This window comes from Egicoccus sp. AB-alg6-2 (assembly GCF_041821025.1).
GTDB lineage: Bacteria > Actinomycetota > Nitriliruptoria > Nitriliruptorales > Nitriliruptoraceae > Egicoccus.
On sequence record NZ_JBGUAY010000006.1, the window covers coordinates 169,257 to 190,334 of the forward strand.

14 protein-coding genes are annotated in these 21,078 nt (G+C 72.1%); 4 read left to right on the forward strand and 10 right to left on the reverse strand.

What is annotated here, in order from left to right:
* Positions 1–51 precede the first annotated feature (51 nt).
* Positions 52–2,526: an S-layer homology domain-containing protein gene (locus ACERMF_RS12270; RefSeq protein ID WP_373669395.1), complete on the reverse strand. Its 2,475-nt coding sequence runs from the start codon at positions 2,524–2,526 to the stop codon at positions 52–54.
* A 115-nt stretch (positions 2,527–2,641) separates the two neighbouring features.
* Positions 2,642–4,396, reverse strand: a complete 1,755-nt coding sequence (locus ACERMF_RS12275; RefSeq protein ID WP_373669396.1) for an N-acetylmuramoyl-L-alanine amidase — start codon at positions 4,394–4,396, stop codon at positions 2,642–2,644.
* 527 nt (positions 4,397–4,923) lie between these two features.
* Between ACERMF_RS12275 and ACERMF_RS12280 the strand changes: the two genes are divergently transcribed.
* Entirely contained in the window at positions 4,924–5,958 is a 1,035-nt protein-coding gene (locus ACERMF_RS12280) for a CAP domain-containing protein (RefSeq protein ID WP_373669397.1), read from the forward strand.
* A 15-nt stretch (positions 5,959–5,973) separates the two neighbouring features.
* Here ACERMF_RS12280 and ACERMF_RS12285 read toward each other — a convergent pair whose 3' ends face one another.
* Together ACERMF_RS12285 and ACERMF_RS12290 are read right to left on the reverse strand one after the other, a co-directional pair.
* Positions 5,974–6,549 (reverse strand): hypothetical protein, encoded by a 576-nt coding sequence (locus ACERMF_RS12285; protein ID WP_373669398.1) that lies wholly within the window; start codon positions 6,547–6,549, stop codon positions 5,974–5,976.
* A gap of 134 nt (positions 6,550–6,683) precedes the next feature.
* Positions 6,684–8,372 (reverse strand): hypothetical protein, encoded by a 1,689-nt coding sequence (locus ACERMF_RS12290; protein ID WP_373669399.1) that lies wholly within the window; start codon positions 8,370–8,372, stop codon positions 6,684–6,686.
* A gap of 362 nt (positions 8,373–8,734) precedes the next feature.
* On the opposite strand from ACERMF_RS12290, the gene ACERMF_RS12295 reads away from it, so the two are divergent.
* Positions 8,735–9,160 carry a GtrA family protein gene (locus tag ACERMF_RS12295; RefSeq protein ID WP_373669400.1) on the forward strand — a complete coding sequence of 142 codons (426 nt, stop codon included), beginning with the start codon at positions 8,735–8,737 and terminating at the stop codon, positions 9,158–9,160.
* Here ACERMF_RS12295 and ACERMF_RS12300 read toward each other — a convergent pair.
* The 4 genes from ACERMF_RS12300 to ACERMF_RS12315 form a co-directional block, all read right to left on the reverse strand.
* Positions 9,157–10,068: a hypothetical protein gene (locus ACERMF_RS12300; RefSeq protein ID WP_373669401.1), complete on the reverse strand. Its 912-nt coding sequence runs from the start codon at positions 10,066–10,068 to the stop codon at positions 9,157–9,159. The two genes, ACERMF_RS12295 and ACERMF_RS12300, sit on opposite strands and share 4 nt — an antisense overlap.
* Before the next feature lie 155 nt (positions 10,069–10,223).
* A complete protein-coding gene (locus tag ACERMF_RS12305) occupies positions 10,224–12,815 on the reverse strand; it encodes a CotH kinase family protein (RefSeq protein WP_373669402.1) in 2,592 nt (863 codons plus the stop codon).
* Complete coding sequence (locus tag ACERMF_RS12310) at positions 12,812–13,804, reverse strand: polyphosphate polymerase domain-containing protein (protein ID WP_373669403.1); 993 nt, start codon at positions 13,802–13,804, stop codon at positions 12,812–12,814. Before ACERMF_RS12310 ends, ACERMF_RS12305 begins: the two co-directional genes overlap by 4 nt.
* A gap of 67 nt (positions 13,805–13,871) precedes the next feature.
* Positions 13,872–14,516 carry a DUF4956 domain-containing protein gene (locus tag ACERMF_RS12315; protein ID WP_373669404.1) on the reverse strand — a complete coding sequence of 215 codons (645 nt, stop codon included), beginning with the start codon at positions 14,514–14,516 and terminating at the stop codon, positions 13,872–13,874.
* A 109-nt stretch (positions 14,517–14,625) separates the two neighbouring features.
* On the opposite strand from ACERMF_RS12315, the gene ACERMF_RS12320 reads away from it, so the two are divergent.
* Both ACERMF_RS12320 and ACERMF_RS12325 read left to right on the forward strand, forming a co-directional pair.
* Positions 14,626–16,290, forward strand: a complete 1,665-nt coding sequence (locus ACERMF_RS12320) for an alpha-amylase family glycosyl hydrolase (RefSeq protein WP_373669405.1) — start codon at positions 14,626–14,628, stop codon at positions 16,288–16,290.
* Positions 16,291–16,487: 197 nt separating this feature from the next.
* Positions 16,488–17,999, forward strand: coding sequence for a hypothetical protein (locus ACERMF_RS12325; protein WP_373669406.1), 1,512 nt, complete (start codon positions 16,488–16,490; stop codon positions 17,997–17,999).
* A 148-nt stretch (positions 18,000–18,147) separates the two neighbouring features.
* Here the strand turns inward: ACERMF_RS12325 and ACERMF_RS12330 are convergent, their stop codons facing one another.
* Together ACERMF_RS12330 and groL are read right to left on the reverse strand one after the other, a co-directional pair.
* A complete protein-coding gene (locus ACERMF_RS12330; RefSeq protein ID WP_373669407.1) occupies positions 18,148–19,155 on the reverse strand; it encodes a hypothetical protein in 1,008 nt (335 codons plus the stop codon).
* 272 nt (positions 19,156–19,427) lie between these two features.
* Positions 19,428–21,059, reverse strand: coding sequence for a chaperonin GroEL (groL, locus tag ACERMF_RS12335; protein ID WP_373669408.1), 1,632 nt, complete (start codon positions 21,057–21,059; stop codon positions 19,428–19,430).
* Positions 21,060–21,078 lie beyond the last annotated feature (19 nt).

A 21,078-nucleotide genomic window follows, 5' to 3' on the forward strand; every position in this document is an offset into this window, starting at 1 on the left:
CGGTGGAGGTGGTGGTCGTGGCGCGCCTGCGCTGCCCCGTCGTGGCGGCCGTCACGAGGTGGCGGCCCGCCGCAGGAAGCTCGCCATCTGCTGGCGTGACACCGGATCCATCGGGCAGTATCGGGTTCCGTCCGGCGTGCAGCCCTGGGTGATGCCGGCCTGCGCGACCGAGTTCACCGCGCCGGCGTGGGTGCCCTCGACGCGGACGTCGCTGAACCTCGACTGTTGCGGCGGTGCCGTCGAAAGGCCGGCAGCACGGGCGATGAACGTGGCCATCTGCTCGCGGGTGACGTTGTCGGCCGGCCGGTAGGTGCCGTCGGCATACCCACCGGCGACCCCCGCCTCGGCCAGCGCGTCGATGGCGATGGCGTGGGTCGCGTTGGGGTCGGACACGTCGGAGAACCCGCCGCGGACCGTGGGCGCCGGGATCTGGAAGGTCCGGTAGATGAACGACGCCATCTGGGCGCGGGTCACGTTGCCGCCCGGGTTGAACCGGGTCTCGTCCACGCCTTCGGCAATGCCGGCGCGGTTGGCCCACGTGATCGCGTACTCGTGGGTGAGCCCGTCGTCGTCGGTGAAGGGGGCGAAGCCGATCGAGCTGATCTGCGAGCTCGGCAGCCGGGCGCCCGCCGCGGTCGGGTGCCCGCTGGTGGGCAGGTTGAGCCGGAACGACGCGCCGGCGACCTGCTTCTCGCGCAGGGTCTGCGAGTCGTTGGTCCGGTGGGTGAACACGAACGTGTCGGTGGCGCCGTTGGCGGTCACGCCGGTGACCTGGATCTCCTTGGGCGTGCCACCCTGGGTGCGCGAGAGGATCTGCACCCGCTCGACACGGCTCAGCGGTGCGGGCCGGCCCGAGGACACGTGCGCCGCGAAGGCCGCGTGCGTGGCGTTGGAGGTCCAGGCCCGGAAGCTGTGCGGCTCGTTCATCGAGTACGGGTCGTTGACGCTGCGCAGGTAGGGCACGGGGGTGTTTCCGTATGCCCACGATTCGTGGACCGCCTCGCTGCGCCCGCCGCCGTGTGAGGACGAGTAGTAGGTCTGCGCGAGCGCGCCGTCGTAGCGCAACACCTGGTGGTTGGTCGCGGTCACCGCGTTGACCCACAGGTTGCCGTACTGCGCGAGCGCGAAGTCACGTCCGGCGTAGACCTGGTCGCTGGGGGTGTTGAGCAGGTCGCACGAGCACGCCCGCGTGCCCGCCCGAAGCCCGCGCGGCGCGGCCTTGGCACGCAGTGCGAAGGTGCGGCCGGTGATGGCCTGCGCCTCCAGTGCCGCCGGTCCGTCGAGGCCCCAGGAGCGGATCGACTCGGCCAGACCCTCGAGGTAGCGCTCGACCGAGTTGATGTCCTGCACGACGTCGATGCCGAGCGTCTTGCGATGGAAGTCCTGCCAGCCGTGCTGGTAGCGGCGGCCGGCGTCGCCCGCGGCCAGGCGGGTGCGGACCATGTTGCCGTGGTGGTAGGCGCGCAGCACCGGACGGTCGGTGGTCGCCACGATCGCGTTGTTGTCGCTGCAGCTGTTGCCGGAGACCAGCTTGAGTCCGGCGACCGGCTGGGCCGGCGGCGGCGTCACGCCTTCGCCGTTCCAGAAGCAGACCCGCAGGGTGGTGCCGGCGGGCTGGACGTGGAAGACGGTGCTGGTCGGGTCGCTGGCCGGCGGGTCGTCCAGCGTGCAGTCGTTGACCCGGTGGTCGATGGTCTCGTTGGCCCGCGGCCGGCAGTGGCGCCATTCGATGGGGGCGTCGATCGCCTCGATGCTCGCGGTCGCGACGCCGGCGTGGAGGTTGACCCGGATGCGCTCGTCGGCGCGGGCGTCGGTGCCGACCTCGGTGCCCGGGTAGTAGTGGTTGAGGATCCCCGCGGCGCTGTGGCCCCGCTTGGCCATGTTGTAGGCGCCGTACTGGCTCATGCCGACGCCGTGCCCCCAGCCCGAGCCGAGGAAGCGGACGTCGGGGGTCGGGTTGCCCACGGCACGCACGGCGCCGCGGATCGGGAACCCGCCGGCCGGCGGCTGTGCCGCGGCACGGATGGTGGCCTCCTCGTCCTCCTCGGGCACCTCGCCGTCGGCTGACTCCTCATCGAGCGAGCCGTCGTCGGTCGAGCCGTCATCGGAGGCGCCACCGTCAGTGGCGCCGCTACCGGTGGCGCCGTTGCCGGTGGCGCCGCTGCCGGAGCCGCCGTCGCTGGCGCCGCCTTCTGCCGAACCGCTGTTCGTACCGCCGCCCGTGGCGCCGTCCTCGCTGGAGCCGCCGGTCGAGCCGCCTTCGCTGGAGCCGCTCCCGGTCGATCCGGTCGGCTCGCCGTCGTGCTCACCAGCGGCTGAGGCGGGCGCGTCCTCACTGCTGCGGGCCCCGTCGCCGGAGCTCCCCGTGTGCTGCTCACCCTGTACGCCGGTGGTGTCGTCGGCGCTGGCGGCGTCGGCGCGTTCCGACGTGACGTCCTCGGCGGCAGCGACCGGGAGGTGCCCCAGTCCGGCGAGCGACGTCGCCAACAGCGCGAGCAGGACCAGGGGCGTTCTCGAGCGGAGCATCAATACAACTCGTTGGTCGACCGGCGGACAGGTATGGCACACGCGCGACGCGCTCGCCCCGACGTGCGCGAGGGGCGGACGGCTTTCGCCGTACCGCCCCTCGTCGTCTGGGTTGTCAGTCGCTGACCCGTACGTCGGCCGCGAAGTCCCCGGAGGTCACCGGTTCCGGTTCGGGCTCCGGCTCGGGGGCCACCAGCTTGAAGGCCCGGACCAGCAGCGAGGCCGACTGGTCACGACGCATCGTGTCCAGCGGACCGTACTTCGTCGCGGTCACGCCGGTCGTGACCCCGGCCCGCTGCACGGCACCGATGGCCAGGTAGTGGGTGTTGCCGGGGCCGACGTCGGTGAAGGTGGGCCGCACGCGGGGCAGGTCCAGCGCGTTGGCGAGGTAGGTCGCCATCTGGTCGCGCCGCAGCGCCTGCCTCGGTCGGAAGGTGCCGTCGGGGTAGCCCTGCACGACGCCCGCGTCGACGAGCGCGACGATGTGGGGCGCGAGCCACGGCACGTCGTCGAGGTCCTTGAACCGGCCGCGCCAGTTGGGGTTGGGCTCGAGGCCCATGGCGATGGCGACCCCGCGCGCCATGTCACCGCGGTTGAGCGCGGAGCCGGGCTGGAAGGTGGCCGGGTTGTTGTTGGTGTAGCCGAGCAGCACGTTGGTGTCGTGGGCGGTGACGACCGCGTCGTGGTGCGCGGACGAGACCGGGACGTCGGCGAAGCGCTGGTTGGCCGGCGCGGGACCCGGGCCGGTGGCCGGCATCGACGGGGCACGCTCCGCGGCCGCGGTGCGGATCCACCACAACCGGTTGCCGATCAGGCCGGGGCACGAGGTCGAGCCGACGTCGCGGTGCCCGGTGATCGTGCGCACCTGGGCGCCTTTGGCGGTGCGGGCCGTGGTCCCCAGCGGGTCGAACCCGTGGATCGCGGCCTTCCAGGCGATCATGTCGGCCAGCGACTCGTAGGCCGCCTGCGGGGCGTCGACGCTGACGAAGTTGCCCATGACGGCAATGCCGAACGAGCCGGTGTTGTAGCCCGCCGCGTGGGCGCCGACGACGCCGCGACCGATCCCGCCGGCACGACCCTCGTAGATCGTGCCGAAGCGGTCCATGATGATGTTGTAACCGATGTCGGACCAGCCGTTGCTGTCCTGGTGGTAGCGCTGGATGCCACGCACGATGCCGGCCGACTGCGACGGGGTGTAGTTGTTGTTGCCCGCCGTGTGGTGCACGACGACCAGGTCGACCCGGTCGTAGTACGACGGCGTGCCCTTGTAGGCCGCCGCGCCCCACTGCGAGCGGGTGACGACGCGGGGAGCGGAGGAGGCCTCGGCGACCGGACCTTCGACGGTCACGGCCTTGCGCGACACGGGACCACCCGAGAGCCCGTCGGTGTCCAGCACGGTCGCGGCCACCTCGACGTCGCCGCCCGCGGCATCCACGTCCTGCGCCGGGATCTCGACCTGGAACCGCGTGGCCTCGCCGACGAACACCGGCTCGGTCTGCTGGTTGGAGCGGTCGCCGGCGGCCTCGGCCGAGCCGTCGTCCGGACCGTCCTCGAAGGTCTGGCGCTCGAGCTCGTACCACTCGCCCCACACGCCGTCGTCGCCGGCGGTGCGCACGTGCACGGTGTCGACGCCGTCGGGAAGACGGAAGCCCACCATGCTGAACGGGATCGGCGCGGCGATCGGGTCGGAGCGGTGGGCCTCCGCCTCGTCCTGGCCGGCGCTGCTGAGCACCAGGCGGTCGGACGAGACACGGACCGCGAGGTCCTCGCTGACCACCTCGGGAATCGAGATCAGCTCGATCTGGGAGGCCGGCGGCGCGATCGCGAGAACGAGGGCGACCAGCAGCGCGCGGGCGAACAGAGAACGCACGGTTTTCCTCCACGTGCCAGCGGGAGCTGGCGGTTCGGGTGTCCCGGCGGGGCGTGTGCGAGCGGCGGCGGCTGCCGCGTCAGTCACGATGGCCCGACCATCCCCACAAGGTCGGCACACCGGCGGCCGGACTGTACGGGTGGCCGTGGTCTTTCAAACGGTGACCGGACGGCCGGAGTTCCTGATCCGGACAGATGCCCGAAAACCGCCTGAAATCGCCCGGAATCGGCACAACGGGCATGTGCGCTCACCGCCCGCTCGGTGCGATCTTCTGCCGTCTTGGTCGTGCGTTCGAGCCGATCTGCGCGCGGCCAGCCGGCGACTCCGCACGGAAACCCGTGGCGCGTCGCGGTGCTTTCTGAGGTCCGCTCACGCCGCCGAACCGAGGTCGGACGCGGCCGACCGGAGGAGAGCGGGCGCGCCCACCGCGCGACTGGCGGAGATTCGTGTGAAGAAGTCGCGCTCAGTAGCCGAAGCAACACCCAGCGACATGTTCCGACCGACTTTCTCTTTGCTGAGGTGCCGCGTTGCTGCGACCGATCCGAACCACCCGCCCGACCCAGGCCGCGAAGCGTCGCGGACGCCGGGGGCAGGTGCGCCGTCTGGTCGTGGCAACGGCCGTGCTCGCGGGCATGCTCGTCGCGCCGGCGGCGCACGCCGACCCGCGACCCGACCTCGCCGGCCGCTTCGTCGACTCGGTCAACGCCGAGCGTGTCCAGCGTGGTCTGCCTCGACTGCAGGTCGCCAGCGACCTCAACGCCGTGGCGGCCAAGCACAGCGTCCGCATGGCGGATCAGCGGCTGCTGCACCACAACCCCAACCTCACCACCGACGTGAAGAACTGGGCCCGGGTGGCGGAGAACGTCGGCCGCGGCCGCAGCGTCTCCAGCCTGCACACCGCCTTCATGAACTCCGAGGGCCACAAGCGCAACATCCTCGACGCCAACGTGACCCAGATCGGGGTCGGCGTCGAGGTCCGTGACGGGACCGTGTGGGTCACCAAGGTGTTCCGCCGGCCCTCCGCCAGCGCCTCGCCGGCCAGCACCGGCCGGTTCCGTGACGTGGGCAGCGCCAGCACCCACGGCACCAACATCGAGCGCATCGCCCGCGCCGGCGTCGCCGCCGGCTGCAGCGCCGACCGCTTCTGCCCCGCCGACTCGGTCAGCCGCGAGCAGATGGCGACCTTCCTCGGTCGTGCCAAGGGGGTCCTGCCCGCCGACAGCGGCCCGTTCTCCGACGTCTCCCCCTCCGGCACCCACACCGGCAACGTGTTCGGTACGGCGGCCGCGAAGATCGCCACCGGCTGCAGCGGCAGCAACTACTGCCCGAGCCGCGACCTCACCCGCAGCGAGATGGCCGCGTTCCTCGGTCGCGCGATGGGCCTGACCGAGAAGCCGGTCCGCACCTTCGACGACATCGCGGGCGACCCGAACGCCGGCTGGATCCAGGCGCTCGCCGACGCTGGCGTGACCGGCGGCTGCGACGCCGACCGGTACTGCCCCGACGCGCCCGTCAGCCGCCAGCAGATGGCCAGCTTCCTGGTCCGCGCCTTCAAGCTGTAGGCGACTCTTCGCTGGTCAGTCCAGGACGGGCTGGCCGAAGTCGGCGCTCTCGAGCACGTCGAGGAACGTCTCGATGTGGTCGAGGAAGACGTCCGGCGCGTCGTCGTCACCCGGGCCGGGCACCGGCTGGCTGAGCACCACGATCGCGCGCGAGGGGATCAGCACCACCATCTCGCGGGTGGGGATTCCGTTGGTCTCGTAGCTGAAGATCAACTGCGTGGCGGGCACGTCGCCGTCGAGGGTGAGGCGGTTGTCGGCCTCGAGGGTGGCGTCCTGCTGCTCGACGAAGCGACGCCACGCGGCGGGCGAGCTGTCCGGCTCGTACGTGAACGCCATCGCCACCACCCCGTCCTCGGGCGGGACGAAGGCCTCGCGCTCCTCGTCGTCGGTCTGCGGGCTGAGGTCGGCGTTGGACAGCGACAGGTGGACGTCGGAGCGCTCGTAGACGTACCAGTCGTCGGGAACGTCGAGGTCGACGTTGCGCCACGACACCGAGTCCGGCTGGTTGCCGCCGTCGCCGCCACAGGCGCCCAGCGCAACGGCCAGGCACAGCAGCAGCACACGGACGAGGCCGGGACGGGCACGGAACACGCGGACTCCTGCACCGGGCAGCGGGGACGCCAGCAGCTTACGAGCCCTGCAGGAACGCTCGGTCCGCCAGGCCGCCATCCGGGCGAGGTCGCGGTCTGTCGCTCGTGCGGGGACGCGAGGAGAGCGGCGCGGTTCTATCGCTCGTCGCGGGACGCGAGGTCGTCGAGGAGGACGGCCAGCTGCGCCGTGGTACGCAGGGGGTCGTCGTCGGGCCCGAACGGGTCGTCCGACGAGACCGGACGCATGCGCGTGGTCGGGTGGGTGTCGTCCGCCGACATCGCGGTGGAGCCGGTGCGCTCCCGCTCCAGGCGCGCCGCTTCTCTGGCGTGGTCGGGCTGCGGGGCGAGCGCCGACGAACCGGTTCTCGCCTGCTCGGGCCGGGGCCGCGAGGTGGGCTCGGGCTGGGGCCCGGTGGCAGCCGTTGGCTCGGGTTGGAGCCTGGCGGCCGTGGGCTCGGGCTGGGGCCCGGTGGCAGCCGTTGGCTCGGGTTGGAGCCTGGCGGCCGTGGGCTCGGGCTGGGGCGTGGCGGCGGCCGCGGGCTCGGGCCTGGCGGCGGCCGTGGGCTCGGGCCGGGCGGTGGGCTCGGGCTGCGGTTCTGCCGGCGCGGGAACCGGCTGCTCGGGCTGGGGGACGTAGGGCGACGGATCCGGCTCCATGGGGGCCGGCTCGGGCTCCGTGGGAACGGGATCGGGCTCCATGGGGGCCGGGTCGGGCTCGAACGGGTCCGGCTCGGGCCCGAACGGATCGGTGTCGGGATCGGGGTCCGGGATCGTCGGCGCCGGGTCCGGCACCGTCGGCACCGTGGCCCGGGGCCCGGCGGCCTCGGCGTTGCCGGCGTCGGTCCCGCCCTGATCGCGGGAAGCGGCGGCATCGGTCCGCCCGGCGTCGGCCTCGACGGCGGCTCCCCCGTCCGTCGCGCCATCGACGTCCGCGGCCGGCTTCGGGGCCAGGCGGGCCGCGATGACGTCGTCGAGCAGCACCACCTGCGCGCCGATACCGACCGCCTCGAGGGCGTCGAGCCCGGCGATCAGGTCGACCCGCGAGGTGACGTCGCGCTCGCCGAGGACGAGGGCATGGTTGAGCGCCGACGCGGCCTGCATGGACGGCCGTGACGCCGCCGTCGGCAGCGCCACCAGCAGGACATCGAGGTCTCGCGGCAGCCGGCTCGGCAGGGCCGGCAGGCCCTCGAGGGCCGCGTTCAAGTCACGCCCGGGGCCGAGCCGCGCGAGGTTGAGCCCGCCGGGCTCGAAGTCGACCGCGCTCGTCAGGCGATGCTGGCCGCGCAGCACCTCGACGAGTCCGGGCCGGTCCTGGCGGCCGCTGGCGAGGTCGAGCCGCAACACGCTCACACCCTGCCGGGCGAGGGCGATCGCGAGGGTGTCCGTCAGCGTCGCGGCACGACGGCCGTCCCGTCCGGCGGCAGCGATGCCGAGGATGAGCTTGCCGCCGCCCTCGCGGGCGTCGAGCACCGCGGTCGCCAACTTCTCGGCGTCGTCGGGCGTGGCCTCGGTGGGCAGGACCGCGACGAGTTCGCCACCGGCGGCGCGGACGTGTCGAGGGCCGCGCAGGGTCAGGTCCGCCGTGTCGACGGCGATCGCGACCGCGAGGCCGAGCAGCAGGGCCGCCAGGGCAACGGCGGCACCCACCAGCCAGGTCGGCGGCACGATTCCGGGCGCCACCAGCGCCAGGAGGAGCCCGACGACGCAGATGCCGGCCACGACGGCGCGCAGCACGCGGGCACGGCGCTGCACGATGTCGAGCCCCTCGAGCAGCCACAACGGCGTGCGGGAACGGTGGGTCGGGGGCAATGCGCGACTCGTCATGATGGAATCGAGGATAACGAGCGCGGCGGTCGCCGACCGTGAGGCGGGACCGATCACAACGGGACCGCAACAGAGCCCTCCCGGCGGCTGCACACGATCGGCACGCGGACGAGGCGGCGCGCGGACGAGGCGGCGCGCGGACGAGGTCGGCGAGCGGACGAGGTCGGCGAGCCGATCGGGTCGGCGCGCGGATGGGGTCGGCGACCTCGGCTGGGGTCGGCGACCTCGGCTGGGGTCGGCCCGCGGCTGGGGTCGGCGACCTCGGCTGGGGCGGGAGCCGCGACCCGGGCGTAGGGAGAGGGCCTACGCTGCCGCGACCACGTGCCGACGTCCCTCACTCCGTCGGTACGCGAGCAGGAGCCATGGCCGTCAGCACCGACCTTCGCGCCCGGCGCCCGCACGGTCTGCGCGACCTGCGACGGCTCGTCCGGTACGGGATCTCGGGCGGGACCGCCGCGCTCACCCACTTCACGGTCCTGACCGCACTGGTGGAACTCACCGGCCTGCGACCCGTCCTGGCCTCCGCGATCGGGTTCTTGTGCGGGCTGGTCGTCTCGTACACCCTGCAGCGACGGTGGGTGTTCGCGACCGGACTGAAGCACGCCTTCACGTTGCCCCGCTTCCTGGCCGTGGTGGGGCTCGGGCTGGCGATCAACTCGACGGTGCTGTGGATCGGCACCGAGCACCTGCACCACCACTACGCCCTGGTGCAGCTGGTCGCGTTCGCGGTCGTGCCGCTGAACAACTACGTGCTCAACAGCCTCTGGACCTTCCGGGAACGCGCTTAACCGGATCGACCAGTCTGCCGGGCGCTGTCGGCGCTGCCCGTGCCCGGTGCACCACCGGTTGCGTCGGCACCGCCGGGGACGGCGGGGTGCAGCCGTCGGGCCACCGGCGTCGAGGCCACTTCGCCGTCCACACCGGGCGGCAGCACGAGCGCCGCCCATGCAGCGCGCGCCGCCGCCTCCTCGTCCGCGGGCTCGGCGTCGCGAGACGTGGCCGGCAGGTCGGCGCGGGCGAGGTGGACGGCCCAGGCGATGACTGGCGGTGCGATCGCGGCCGCCGCATCGAGCAGCCGCCGGTCTCCGCGAACCACGCCGCCGAACAACAGCCCCTTGGCGTGGTGGAACCGGGTCCCGTGCAACGCGTCGTGCGGCTGCTGCGGTTCACCGCTCGCCTCGTCGAAGTAGGGCAGGCGGTCGGTCGGCAGCGGCCGACCCTCCAGCGCGGCCACCTCGACGTCGACCCAGGCCAGACGCAGCCGTTGACGCGCCGCCCGTGGCGAGTCGGGCAGCGCGGCGACGGCCTCGGTGGCGGCCGCCAGCCGCCGACGGGCGCGGTCGAGGTCGCCGAGACCGACCGCGTCGGCGGCCAGCGACACGCGCAACATCGCGGCATCGACGGGGTCGACGGCGTCCAGCAGGGCCGGCCACTCCAACGCCTCGGCCCGCGCGTGCAGGCCGAGCTCGCGGAGGACACGCCCGCGCTCGGCGCCGATCCAGGGTTGCAGTTCGGGGAGGTGGACCCGGTCCCAGTGGGCCCAGGCGAGGTCGCCCCGCCCGAGTCGCGACCAGACCATGCCGTACCAGACCGGGCGCGCCGCTTCGTGACGCAGCCTGCCGGCGTCATCGAGGTCGACGTCGCCCGGCAGCAGGTCCGCGAGCGCGTCGGACGGCGGGATCGGGGGCAGCTCCACGCGGCGGAGCGTACGGCGTGCCCCCGACAGGCCCCACCCTCCCGTGCCGGCGGTCGAGCGGCCGCGAACGCTTGCGGCTGGCACCCGCCACTCCAACGGCGCGAACGAGCGATTCAGCCCGCTCCCCGGCAGTCACGCCGACGCCATCCCCTCGATCAGGCCGGCGCGAAGGTGGCGCTGACCGTCACGTCGGCGTCGGGAGCGAACGTGGCGACGACCACCCCTGGGCCTGCCTCGTGGTCCGAGAGCGTCGCGCCGGCCGGCAGTCCCTCGAAGCCGACGAACCGTTGGTCGGCCTCCGGGACCGCCACCAACCGCATCGCCACCCCCGCCGGATAGGTCCCCGTCCAGCCGCCATCACCGCGGCCCCCGCCCTCGCCGCCACCGTCGCCACCGCCGCCGTTGCCGTCCTCGAATCCCGGCGCGTCCGCGGTCACCTCGAGGCTGTTGACGTGCACGGTCCCACCCGACGACTGCTCGACGCGTACCTCGATGGTGCCGTCGAGGTCGAGGTGGTCGAGCAGTTGTGACCACTGCTGCTCGGGACGTTGGCGGGCGTAGCTGCGCAGGTCCTCGACGTAGCCGGACCAGTCGGCGACGGATGCCGGATAGCCCCAGCGGGCGACCTGCGCCGGCATCTCGGGCTCGAGCAGGCCGGCGAGCCGGTCCAGGTGCGCCTCGACCCGCTCGGCGCGGAAGGTGGTGTTGAGGTGGTCGGCGAAGCGGGTCACGAATCGGGCCTGGAAGTCGTCGTTGCGCAGCAGTTGCTGCAACAGGAACGGGATCCCGGTCCCGTCGCGCGGGTCGGCGACCGGTGCGAGCAGCCGCGCGAGGTTGTCGTCCGCGGGGTCGTTGGGCCACACCGATCCGCCGACGCGGTCGAGGTCGTACGCCTTCCACCGCCAACGGGCGTCGGCGAGCGGCGGGCCGTCGGCGTCGACCGTGCGGGTCCGCCACATCTGGACGTTGTTGTGCGGCCAGTCGGTGTTGGACACGAAGGTCTGCAGGATGACGTAGTCGATGAAGCTGTCGAGGTCGACGCTTGCCTCGACGGCCCGCAGCGTGTCCGCGTCGACCTGGTCGGCCTCCGTGAGCAGGTCGAGGACGTCGAAGAAGTGCTGTTCGTCGCCGGCCACCCCGGTGTCCAGCGCGAACCGCGCCTCGAGAATGGTGACGTCGGCGGGATCGACCCCGTGCACCGCCTCGAGGTAGTGGCGGTCGTAGCGTTCGTGCAGCAGGTGGATGCCCCAGTACTCGCCGTTGACGAACAGCACCATCGGCTGCACCGCATGGGTGTCGAGGTGCATCCCCCGCGCGACGTCGAGGAAGAGCGCGTCGTTGAGGAACGACAGGCCCCAGGTCCCGCCGCCGTTGCGGACCAGGAGGCGCCGGTGACCGATCGGGGCGCGCTGGTCGGAGGGCAGTTCGGCCTGGGCGGCGGCGAAGAAGTCGTGGTCGAAGGTGCGGTTGCCGTAGTCGTTGCGTGCGTACAGCCGCAGCGACTTGGCCGGCAGGCGCCGGCTGTAGCCGCCGTGGATCCTGATGCCGAGGTCGGCCCCGTAGGTGCAGGCGCCACCGGCCTCGCACCAGGTCATGTGCACCGCGCGGGCGAGGTCGTCGGCGTGGGGCCGCTCCCAGGCGCGGCCCTCCTGGCTGAAGTTCGCCGGCACGTTCCAACCGTGGTCGGCGACGGCCTCGTCGCTGGCGAGGTAGTCGTCGTAGACGCGGCCGGGGACGTAGATGCCGTCGTCGTGGTCGAACAGGTGGTTGGCGTCGGTGGCGAGGTGCAGCACCGGCAGGTCGGGACGTCGCAGGTGGTCGCCGACGAAGTAGGTGGCGACCGTCTCGCGCCCCGAGGCGGTGCGGGCCCGGACCACGGTCGCCTTCGGCTGCGGTCCGTCCGGCTCCCGCCAGCCGTCGCCATGGAAGCTGGCGTCGAAGGGGAACGTGGTCGGGATGGTGGCGAACCGGTCCGGCTCGTCGGAGCGGTCCTCGATCCGCAGCGGCTGGTCGTAGACCTGCGTCGCGTCCGCGTTCCGTTGCGGGTCGGGGTAGGAGCCGTCGAGGGTGACGTAGACCGGCTCGCCGCCGGCCACCTCGATGCGGAGTTCGAAGGCGTCGTCGTAGAACCCGCTCGGCGCGGACAGCACCGGTGCGCCGAGGTCGGCGTCGGCATGGCAGGCGCCGGTGTTGGGCTCGCCCGGCGAAGGTTCGGCGAAGAAGCACCAGCGGCCGGGCTCGTCCGGGTCGCGTCCGTAGGAGGCGTCGCGGGGCAGCGCGACGGGCTCGACCCGGTCGGCGACGGTCGCGCCGTCGGGTTGGACCAACAGCAACGGCTCGCCGACCTGCGCGAGCGCGAAGTTGGTGTGCAACTCCCCCGCGACGTCACGGCGGTCCTTCCCGGACAGCCACACCAGCACGCGCTCGTCGGGCTGCAGGGTGACGTCGGGGAACGTCCACTGCTGCAGGTCGGCGGGATCGTCGGTCAGGTACCAGCCGTCGAGTCTGCGCGCCTCGCCGGTCGGGTTGTGGAGCTCGATCCAGTCGGCGTGGTCACCGTCCTCGTCGGCGATGCTCGAGGCGTTGGAGGACACCAGTTCGGCCAGCACGACGGTCGACGGCCGGGGCGGTTGCAGGGTCGTGGCCAACGCGGCGATGACGGCGAGCGCCACCAGCCCGACACCGGCCAGCCCGAGCCGCTGGCGACGCCTCCAGGAACCCGCATCCGCGCGAGCGGTCGAGCTCACGCCGCGTCGACGTCGGCGCGCGTGCCCTCGGTGGCGGACGCGGTCGACACGTCGTCGTCTGAAGCGGACGAGGCGTCGGCGGAGAGGTCGGCGTCGGCCAGGTCGGCGTCGGCCAGGTCGGCGTCGGCCGCGAGCTTGCGCAGGGCCGGCAGCCACGGGTTGCCGCGCACCTCAGGGCGTACGGCCGTGACGCCGAGGCAGTACTTGCTCAGCCGGTCCGGACGCAGACCGAGCGAGCGCATCAGCGCGTGCGCGGCCCCGCTCCGCGACGCCGACTTCACCTCGACGATGGCGTAGCCGCACCCGAGCTCGATGACCGCGCCAGCCGCGCCGTCGTCGCCGGCCGCGCCGTCGTCGCCAGCCGCACCGTCCACGCTGTCCACGCCGTTCGCGCTGTTCGCGCCGGTGATCTGCAGGTCGCGGTCGATGGTGACCCGCTCACCCGCCACCAGGTCCACCAGCGTCGTGCGCCGATACCTCGTCGTCAGCACCGGCCGCATCCGCTGCGGCGGGCTGTGCGGGTACTGGTCGGCGAGCGCCGCCCGGATCCGTGCCAGCCCGGCATCGTCCAGGACGTCCGCGGGCGCCGTGTGCAGGAACCGTTGCTTGACCGTCTGGGTCCGTGCGCCCTTGTACTTGACCTCGAGCAGCGGCTCGGCGTCGCCGTACCGTCGGGTGCGGACCTTGAAGCGTCGACGGCGGCCCTTGAGATGGTCGGTGAAGGTCAGCAGCCCGTCGGTGTCGAAGTAGACGCTGGTGTAGCGGGTGGCACGCCGGCCGAGGACCTCGAGCACCCGCGACGTCGGCGCCAACGCGTCGACCAGCTCGGGCAGACGCGCCAACGGGACGAGATACTTCGCGTCGAAGCGGCGCTGGAGGTCCATCGCCTCGGGCAGGCCGTCGAGGCCGACGGCCGGCAGCTGCGCGAGTCGCGCATCCACCTCGTTGTCGAGGTGGAGGTCGCGCGGGGCGTCGGCGGCGGACGTCATCGGCGAGCAGCGTCGGGAGGAGACGTCATGAGCGGGCGTCGCCGGCGGGCGGCATCGGGAGGAGTCGTCATGAGCGGGCGTCGCTGGCGGTGACGCCGTGTCCGGGTGGGTCGCCGGCGGGAAGGGGGTCCACCTGCTGGGGCCGGTTGAGCCGGACCCGCACGTCGAGACGCATCGTCTCGCGGACGTAGTCGACCTCCTGGACGATGACGTGGTGGACCACGCCGCCGAGGCGTTGCTCGAGGTCGCGGCGCAGCAGCTCGTGGTCGGTGTGCACGACGTCGAGCATGACTCTGCACCGCTGGTGCAGGAACGGCGGGATCAGTGCCGGGTGGTCGACCACGTACATGGTGGCGACCAGCAGGACGGCGAACAGCACCTTCGCCTCGAACTGCAGGCCGGGGAGTCCGGCGATCAGGCCGAGCACGAGCGCGACCATCGTGTAGCCGATCTCGCCCTGCGTGGCCTCGTCGGAGCGCAGACGCACGATGGAGAGGACGGCGAACAACCCGAAGCCGACGCCGACGTTGAGCGGGCTGGACGAGCCGAGCGCGGCGGCGACCGTGAACAAGCTCACGTTGAAGGCCACGTAGCCGAGGACCAGGTCGCGGCGGCGGTGGCGACGGAAGTAGATCGGGTAGACGAGCACGGCGATCGCGACCAGGTTCAACAGCAGGTCACGTACGAGGCTCGGCAGCGCCAACTCGCCCACGGTCGTCCTCTCCGGTCAAAACCGCCAGTGTAAACGACCGGTGAACCGACGAGATCGACCTTGGGACTCCCCCAGGGACGCGCCGCAATCGCGCGAAGGGGCCCTATCGTTGCGGCCGGTCGCCCGCGGGATCGCGACCGGCGACGTCGGTGAGCTGCTGCAGACGGGGATGCCCATGCGTGGACGTCGGCGGGTGCCGGTGGCGACGCTCGTGCTGTTGCTGGTGGCGACCGCCGTCCTGCTCGTCACCGCGCGTCCGGTTGCCGAAACGCCTTCGATGGCAGCCTCGGGCGCCTGGCCGCAGGACGCCGTGATCTATCACGTGTTCGTCGACCGCTTCGCGGAGGGAGGGCCTGCGGGCGGCGGGAACTCGGACGCCGGAGCGGGGGACGGCGGAGCGGCGGACGGCGGAGCGGCGGACGGCGGAGCAGCGGACGGCGGAGCGGCGGACGGCGGAGCGGCGGGTGAGCCGAGCCCGAACCACGACGCGGCACTGATGGACTGGATGGGTGGCGACCTCGCCGGTGTCCGACAGCGCCTGGACCACGTGGTGGAGCTCGGCGCCAACACGCTGTGGTTGTCGCCGGTGACGCCCGGTCCCGGCTACCACGGCTACCACCCGACCGACCTCACCGACGTCGATCCACGCTTCGGCGACCGCGACGAGTTGGTGGCCCTCGTCCGCGAGGCACACGCGCGCGGCGTCAAGGTGATCTACGACCTCGTCCTCAACCACACCTCGGACCAGCATCCGTGGTTCGTCGCCGCCCGGGCGGACTGCGACGGCAGCCCCTACGTCGCGTGGTACGAGTTCCGCGACTGTCCCGACCGCTACGCCGGCTTCGCGGGCCTGGCCGAGTTGCCCGAGCTCGACCTCGACCATCCCGAGGTGCGCGCGTGGGTGTTCGACGAGGTCCTGCCGTTCTGGCTCGACGAGATCGGGGTGGACGGGTTCCGGCTCGACCATGCGCAGGGACCCTCCCGTGCGTTCTGGGATGCCTTCCGAGCCGAGGTCGACGCGCGCTGGCCGGGGACGTTCCTGCTCGGGGAGATCTGGGCCCAGCAGACGATCATCGACAGCTACGGCGACGTGATGGACGCCGCCACCGCGTTCCCGCTGCGCGACCGCCTCGTGGCTGTCGTCGCCCGCGGCGGCGACGTGCGGGCGCTCCACCAACCGATCGTGTCGCTGCTGGAGGGCGACGGTCCACGGCCCGCCACCTACGTCTCCAGCCACGACCAACCTCGATTCCTCACCGAGGCGGGAGGCGATCGCGAACGACTGGCGCTGGCGTACGCCGCGCTGTTGACGCTGCCCGGCGTGCCGGTCGTCTACTACGGCGACGAGGTCGGCCTCGGGCAGAGCGGCGACCACCGGGCGGTCGACACCCACCAGGACCGCTACTTCCGCGAGCCGATGTCGTGGGACACCTCGACGTGGGACCTCGAGGTGCTGGACCGGGTCTCGCGGCTCGCGCGGTTGCGGACGACGAGGCCGGCGCTGTATGCCGGCGAGTACGTCCCGTTGGTCACCGAAGGCGATGCGCTGGTCTTCGAGCGGGTGACCGACGACGGCGAGCGCGTGCTGGTCGTCCTGGCCACCGGCAATGACGCCGTGTCGATCGATCTCACCGACTTGTACGGCACCGAGGCGGCAGCCGAGCTCCTTCTGACGGACCTACTCGCCGGCGAGCGCGCACCGGCGGAGGTGGCCGCGGGAGAGCTGGTGGTCGATCCGCGCGGCGTCGGGGTGTGGCAACTGACCGGCTCCTGAGCCATGGTCTGCCCTTCGGGCCACCGTCGTTCGGTATCCCCAGGGCTGGCCGAACGGGGCGTATCGCCGCCTCCTGCCTCTCGTTTGAGCCGGTGAAGCGCCCACGGGTGGGCGCACGGTTGCAGCAGGGGCAGCCGTAGGGACGCACCAGGGCCGGCCAACCTGGCCCGGTGCTCGAGCTCGAGAGGCACGGGAGCATGCAGACCTCGAAGCGTGTGGCGACGACGCTCGCCGCAGCCATGGTCGCGGTGGCGATGATCGCCCCGTCGGCCGCACTGGCGAACGGAAACGACCGCGGGCAGGAGGCGTCGAGCCAGCGCGGCGCCGACCATGCCCGCGACGTCCGTGATGGTCGCGCCGACGCGGCCGGCCGCGCGGACGCGGAGCGTCGACAGGACGCAGACCGTCGACAGGACGCAGACCGCCGGCAGGACGCAGACCGCCGGGCGGACGGTGAGGGGCGTGCCGACGCCGACCGGCGGGCCGACGCCGACAAGCGAACCGACGGCGACCGGCGTGCCGACGCCGACAAGCGGGCGGACGGCGACAAGCGGGCGGACGCGGCCAAGGCCGACCGGGGCGCAGCGGGACGCGACCGTGCCGCTGCCGATGCCGAGTCGGCCGCCGGCACGCCGACGTCCATCGACGCGAAGGCACTCGACGATCACGCCTGCGACTCCAACGAGTGGCACTTCGTGATCACGCGGGTCCGTGGCTTCGACGCGCCCGGTTCCATCACGGTGACCTGGGCCGACGGTGACACGCACACCGTCACCCTCGATCGCGTCACGGGCGGCGTCGCGCACTACACCACCACCTCCAACCTCGACTCGACCGTGACCTCGGCAACCGCCTCGATCGACGGCGCATGGCGGGGACAGTTCAACCTGTCGCACGGCCCCTGCACCGGGGCACCGGGCAACGGTGGCATCGACGGTGAGGGCGACGACGAGAACGACACGGACGCCGACGGGATCGAGGACGGTGCCGAGGAGGACGAGACCGACGGCAACCGCGGCCGCTGGAACGTCCGTGCCCCGTTGTGCCACGCGACCGGCTCGGAGACCAACCCCTACGTGCTGATCACCGTGTCGCACCGCTCGATCGTCAAGGACGCCGGTCACGGCGGCCATGGCGACGACATCATCCCGCCCTTCGCGTATCAGCCGCACCGTGGCGCCGAATCCGCGGTCTTCCCTGGCCTGAACTGGGACGCCGACGGCCAGGCGCTGTTCGAGGCGGGCTGTGTCCTCGCCGACGACGCGATCGCGGACGAGGACGTCGAGGGCATCGGTGACAACGTGTCCGACGGCGGCGACACCACCGACGACGGCCTCGACGACGGGAACGTCGCTGACGGTGACGACACCGACACGGGCAACGGCGGCGACACCGATGACGACGCCACCACTGGCGAGGACGACGTGGCCACCGGCGACGACGACGTCCTCGGCGTGGTCGTCGACGCCGACGAAACCACCGACGCCGACGGAGCCACCGACGCCGACGACGGGGTCGTGACCGTCGGCGACCAGACCGCTGCTGGCGACGCCGCCGGCACGGACACCGAGGTCCAGACCGCCCAGCTCTCCGGCGATTCGTCGTCCGGGGGCGTTCTGGCCATGACCGGCCTTCCCTTGGCAGCCCTGCTGATCGCGGGTCTGCTGTCGGTGCTGGCCGGTGTCGGTCTGCTGCGTCGCCGCAGCTGACCACTCTCGAGCAAGGGGGCGGGCCACTGTCCAGGCCCGCCCCCTCCTCGTGCCCCGCGGCACGAGCCGCCATCGAACGCACTTGTGCGGGTTACCCGGTCCGTAACCCTCGACCAACCCGCACGAATAGGGCGCGAGGCAGCCGCGATCAGGGCCGATCCCGGCCGAGGTGGCGGCGAGACTGCTGGGTGACGACGTCCCGGACCAGCGCGAGGAACTCGTCCCAGCCCTCGTCGAGATCCTCGACCGTCATCCGAAGCACGCGCCAGTCCTCGGGCAACCGGGCCAGTTGATTGCTGCGCCGGACGTCCGTGCGAAGTTGTGACCGCGTCGCATGGGCGAGCATCGAGTCGACCTCGATGGCGAACCGGATGCCGGCGATACCGAGGTCGAGGTGGATCGTCACCCCGTCGCGACACAGCACCTCGATCTGTCCGACGTCGAGCGGGATGCCCTCGGCCACAAGCCGCTCGCGGACGTCCAGCTCCGGGGTGGAATCGGTGCGGCCGGCACCCTCGAGTCGCGTCAGCGCTTCGAGGACCTTGCGACGGCCGGGATAGCGCGGGTGTTCGAGCAGGTCGGATCGCACGTCGTCGAGGCGGAGGTGCCGGCGCTGGACCAGGTCGATCATCAGCGTCGTCAGCCGCGGCGCCGTCGCGATCCTGGCGAGGTCGCGCACGAGGGCGGCCGGCGCGACGACGGGCAACGCGAGCTCACCAATGGTTCGCAGCCGTGTGTCGTCGAAGCAGCGCGATCGCACCGGCCGATACCGGTTCTCGGCCGTCGGCTCGCGCACGAACGGCACGAGCACCTCGACGGCACTCGGCCAGCTGCGGTGAACGCCGTAGACAGCTGCCGCCGACCACCGGGTGAGCGCGGCCGCCTTCGGTGCGTCCGGGTCCCCGCCGCGGGCCCGCGCCACGGCTGCCAATGCCCAGTACCCACCTGAGCGCGGGGTGCCCGGTGGTGCGACGACGTCGCGGTAGGGCCGCCACCACGCTTCGCGCTCCGCGCGTGCTCGCACGCTGGCCACGCTGAACCCGCTCAAGGCCGCGGCCACCCCGACATGCACGGGGCCGTGCTGTCGCTGGCAGTACTCGAACAGGTCGCGCCACATGTCGCGGACCGTGCCACCACGTCGACCGGCGGCGGCCACGGCTTGCCTCGACGCTGTGGAGGACGCACTTGTGCGGGTCACCCGGTGGTTACACCCGGGGTAACCCGCACGAATCGGGTTGGCGGCCTCGGGCGGGGGCGCGGCGAGGCGGTGGCGGGCGGGGAGCGTGGCGGTGGCGGGCGGGGAGCGTGGCGCGTGGGGTTGCGTGCGAGGCCTGCGTCGGCGGCGCACAGGCCCACCGGCCGAAACGGGGAAGGCCCCGCTGCGAGCAGCGGGGCCTTCCGGGTACTACGTGGTGCGTGTGGCTGGACTCAGAAGTCCATGCCGCCCATGCCGTGGTCGTGACCGCCACCAGCGGCCTCTTCCTTGGGTTCGGGCTTGTCGGCGATCAGCGCCTCGGTGGTGAGGAGCAGACCAGCGATCGACGCGGCGTTCTGCAGCGCCGAGCGGGTGACCTTGGCCGGGTCGATGACGCCGGCCGACACCAGGTTCTCGTACTCGCCGGTCAGGGCGTTGAGGCCGTGACCCGGCTCCATCGTGCGGACCTTCTCGACGACGACGGAACCTTCGAGGCCCGCGTTCGAGGCGATCCAGTACAGCGGCGACGACAGGGCCTTGCGGATGATGCGAGCACCCGTGGCCTCGTCACCGTCGAGCTCCAGCTTGTCGAGACCGGCCTCGGCCTGCAGCAGTGCGGTACCACCACCGGCGACGATGCCCTCTTCGACGGCCGCACGCGTCGCGGACAGGGCGTCCTCGATGCGGTGCTTGACCTCCTTGAGCTCGGTCTCGGTGGCAGCGCCGACCTTGACGACCGCGACGCCGCCGGAGAGCTTCGCGAGACGCTCCTGGAGCTTCTCGCGGTCCCAGTCGGAGTCGGTCTTGTCGATCTCGGCCTTGATCTGGTTGACGCGACCGGTGATGTCGTCGGCCGAACCGGCGCCTTCGACGATCGTGGTCTCGTCCTTGGTGATCACGACCTTGCGGGCGCGGCCGAGCAGGTCGAGGGTGGCGGACTCGAGCTTGAGACCGACCTCCTCGGAGATGACCTGGCCGCCGGTCAGGATCGCGATGTCCTGCAGCATGGCCTTGCGGCGCTCACCGAAGCCCGGCGCCTTGACGGCGGCCGACTGGAAGGTGCCGCGGATCTTGTTGACGACCAGCGTCGCCAGGGCCTCACCCTCGAGGTCCTCGGCGATGATGACCAGCGGGCGACCGCCCTGCATGACCTTCTCGAGGACGGGCAGCAGGTCCTGGACGGCCGAGATCTTCGAGTTCGCGATGAGGATGTAGGGGTCCTCGAACACGACCTCCATGCGCTCGGGGTCGGTGACCATGTAGGGCGAGATGTAGCCCTTGTCGAACTGCATGCCCTCGACGAAGTCGAGCTCCATGCCGAAGGTCTGCGACTCCTCGACGGTGATGACACCGTCCTTGCCGACCTTGTCCATCGCGTCGGCGAGGATCTTGCCGATGACGGGCTCGTTGTTGGCGCTGATGGCCGCGACCTGGGCGATCTCGTCCTGGGTCTCGATCTCACGAGCCTGGTTCGCGATCTCCTCGACGACCCGCTCGACGGCCTTGTCGATGCCACGCTTGAGCGACATCGGGTTGGCGCCGGCGGCGACGTTGCGCAGACCTTCCTTGACGATGGCCTGGGCCAGCACGGTGGCGGTGGTGGTGCCGTCACCTGCGACGTCGTTGGTCTTGGTCGCGACTTCCTTGGCGAGCTGAGCACCCATGTTCTCGTAGGCGTCTTCGAGCTCGATCTCACGAGCGACGGTCACGCCGTCCTTCGTGATCGTGGGTGCGCCCCACTTCTTGTCGATGACGACGTTGCGGCCACGGGGGCCCAGCGTCACCTTGACGGCGTCGGCGAGCTTGTTGACGCCCTTCTCCAGGCGCTTACGCCCATCCTCGCTGAAGCTGAGGATCTTCGCCATGCGGTGTCCTCCTGCAGTG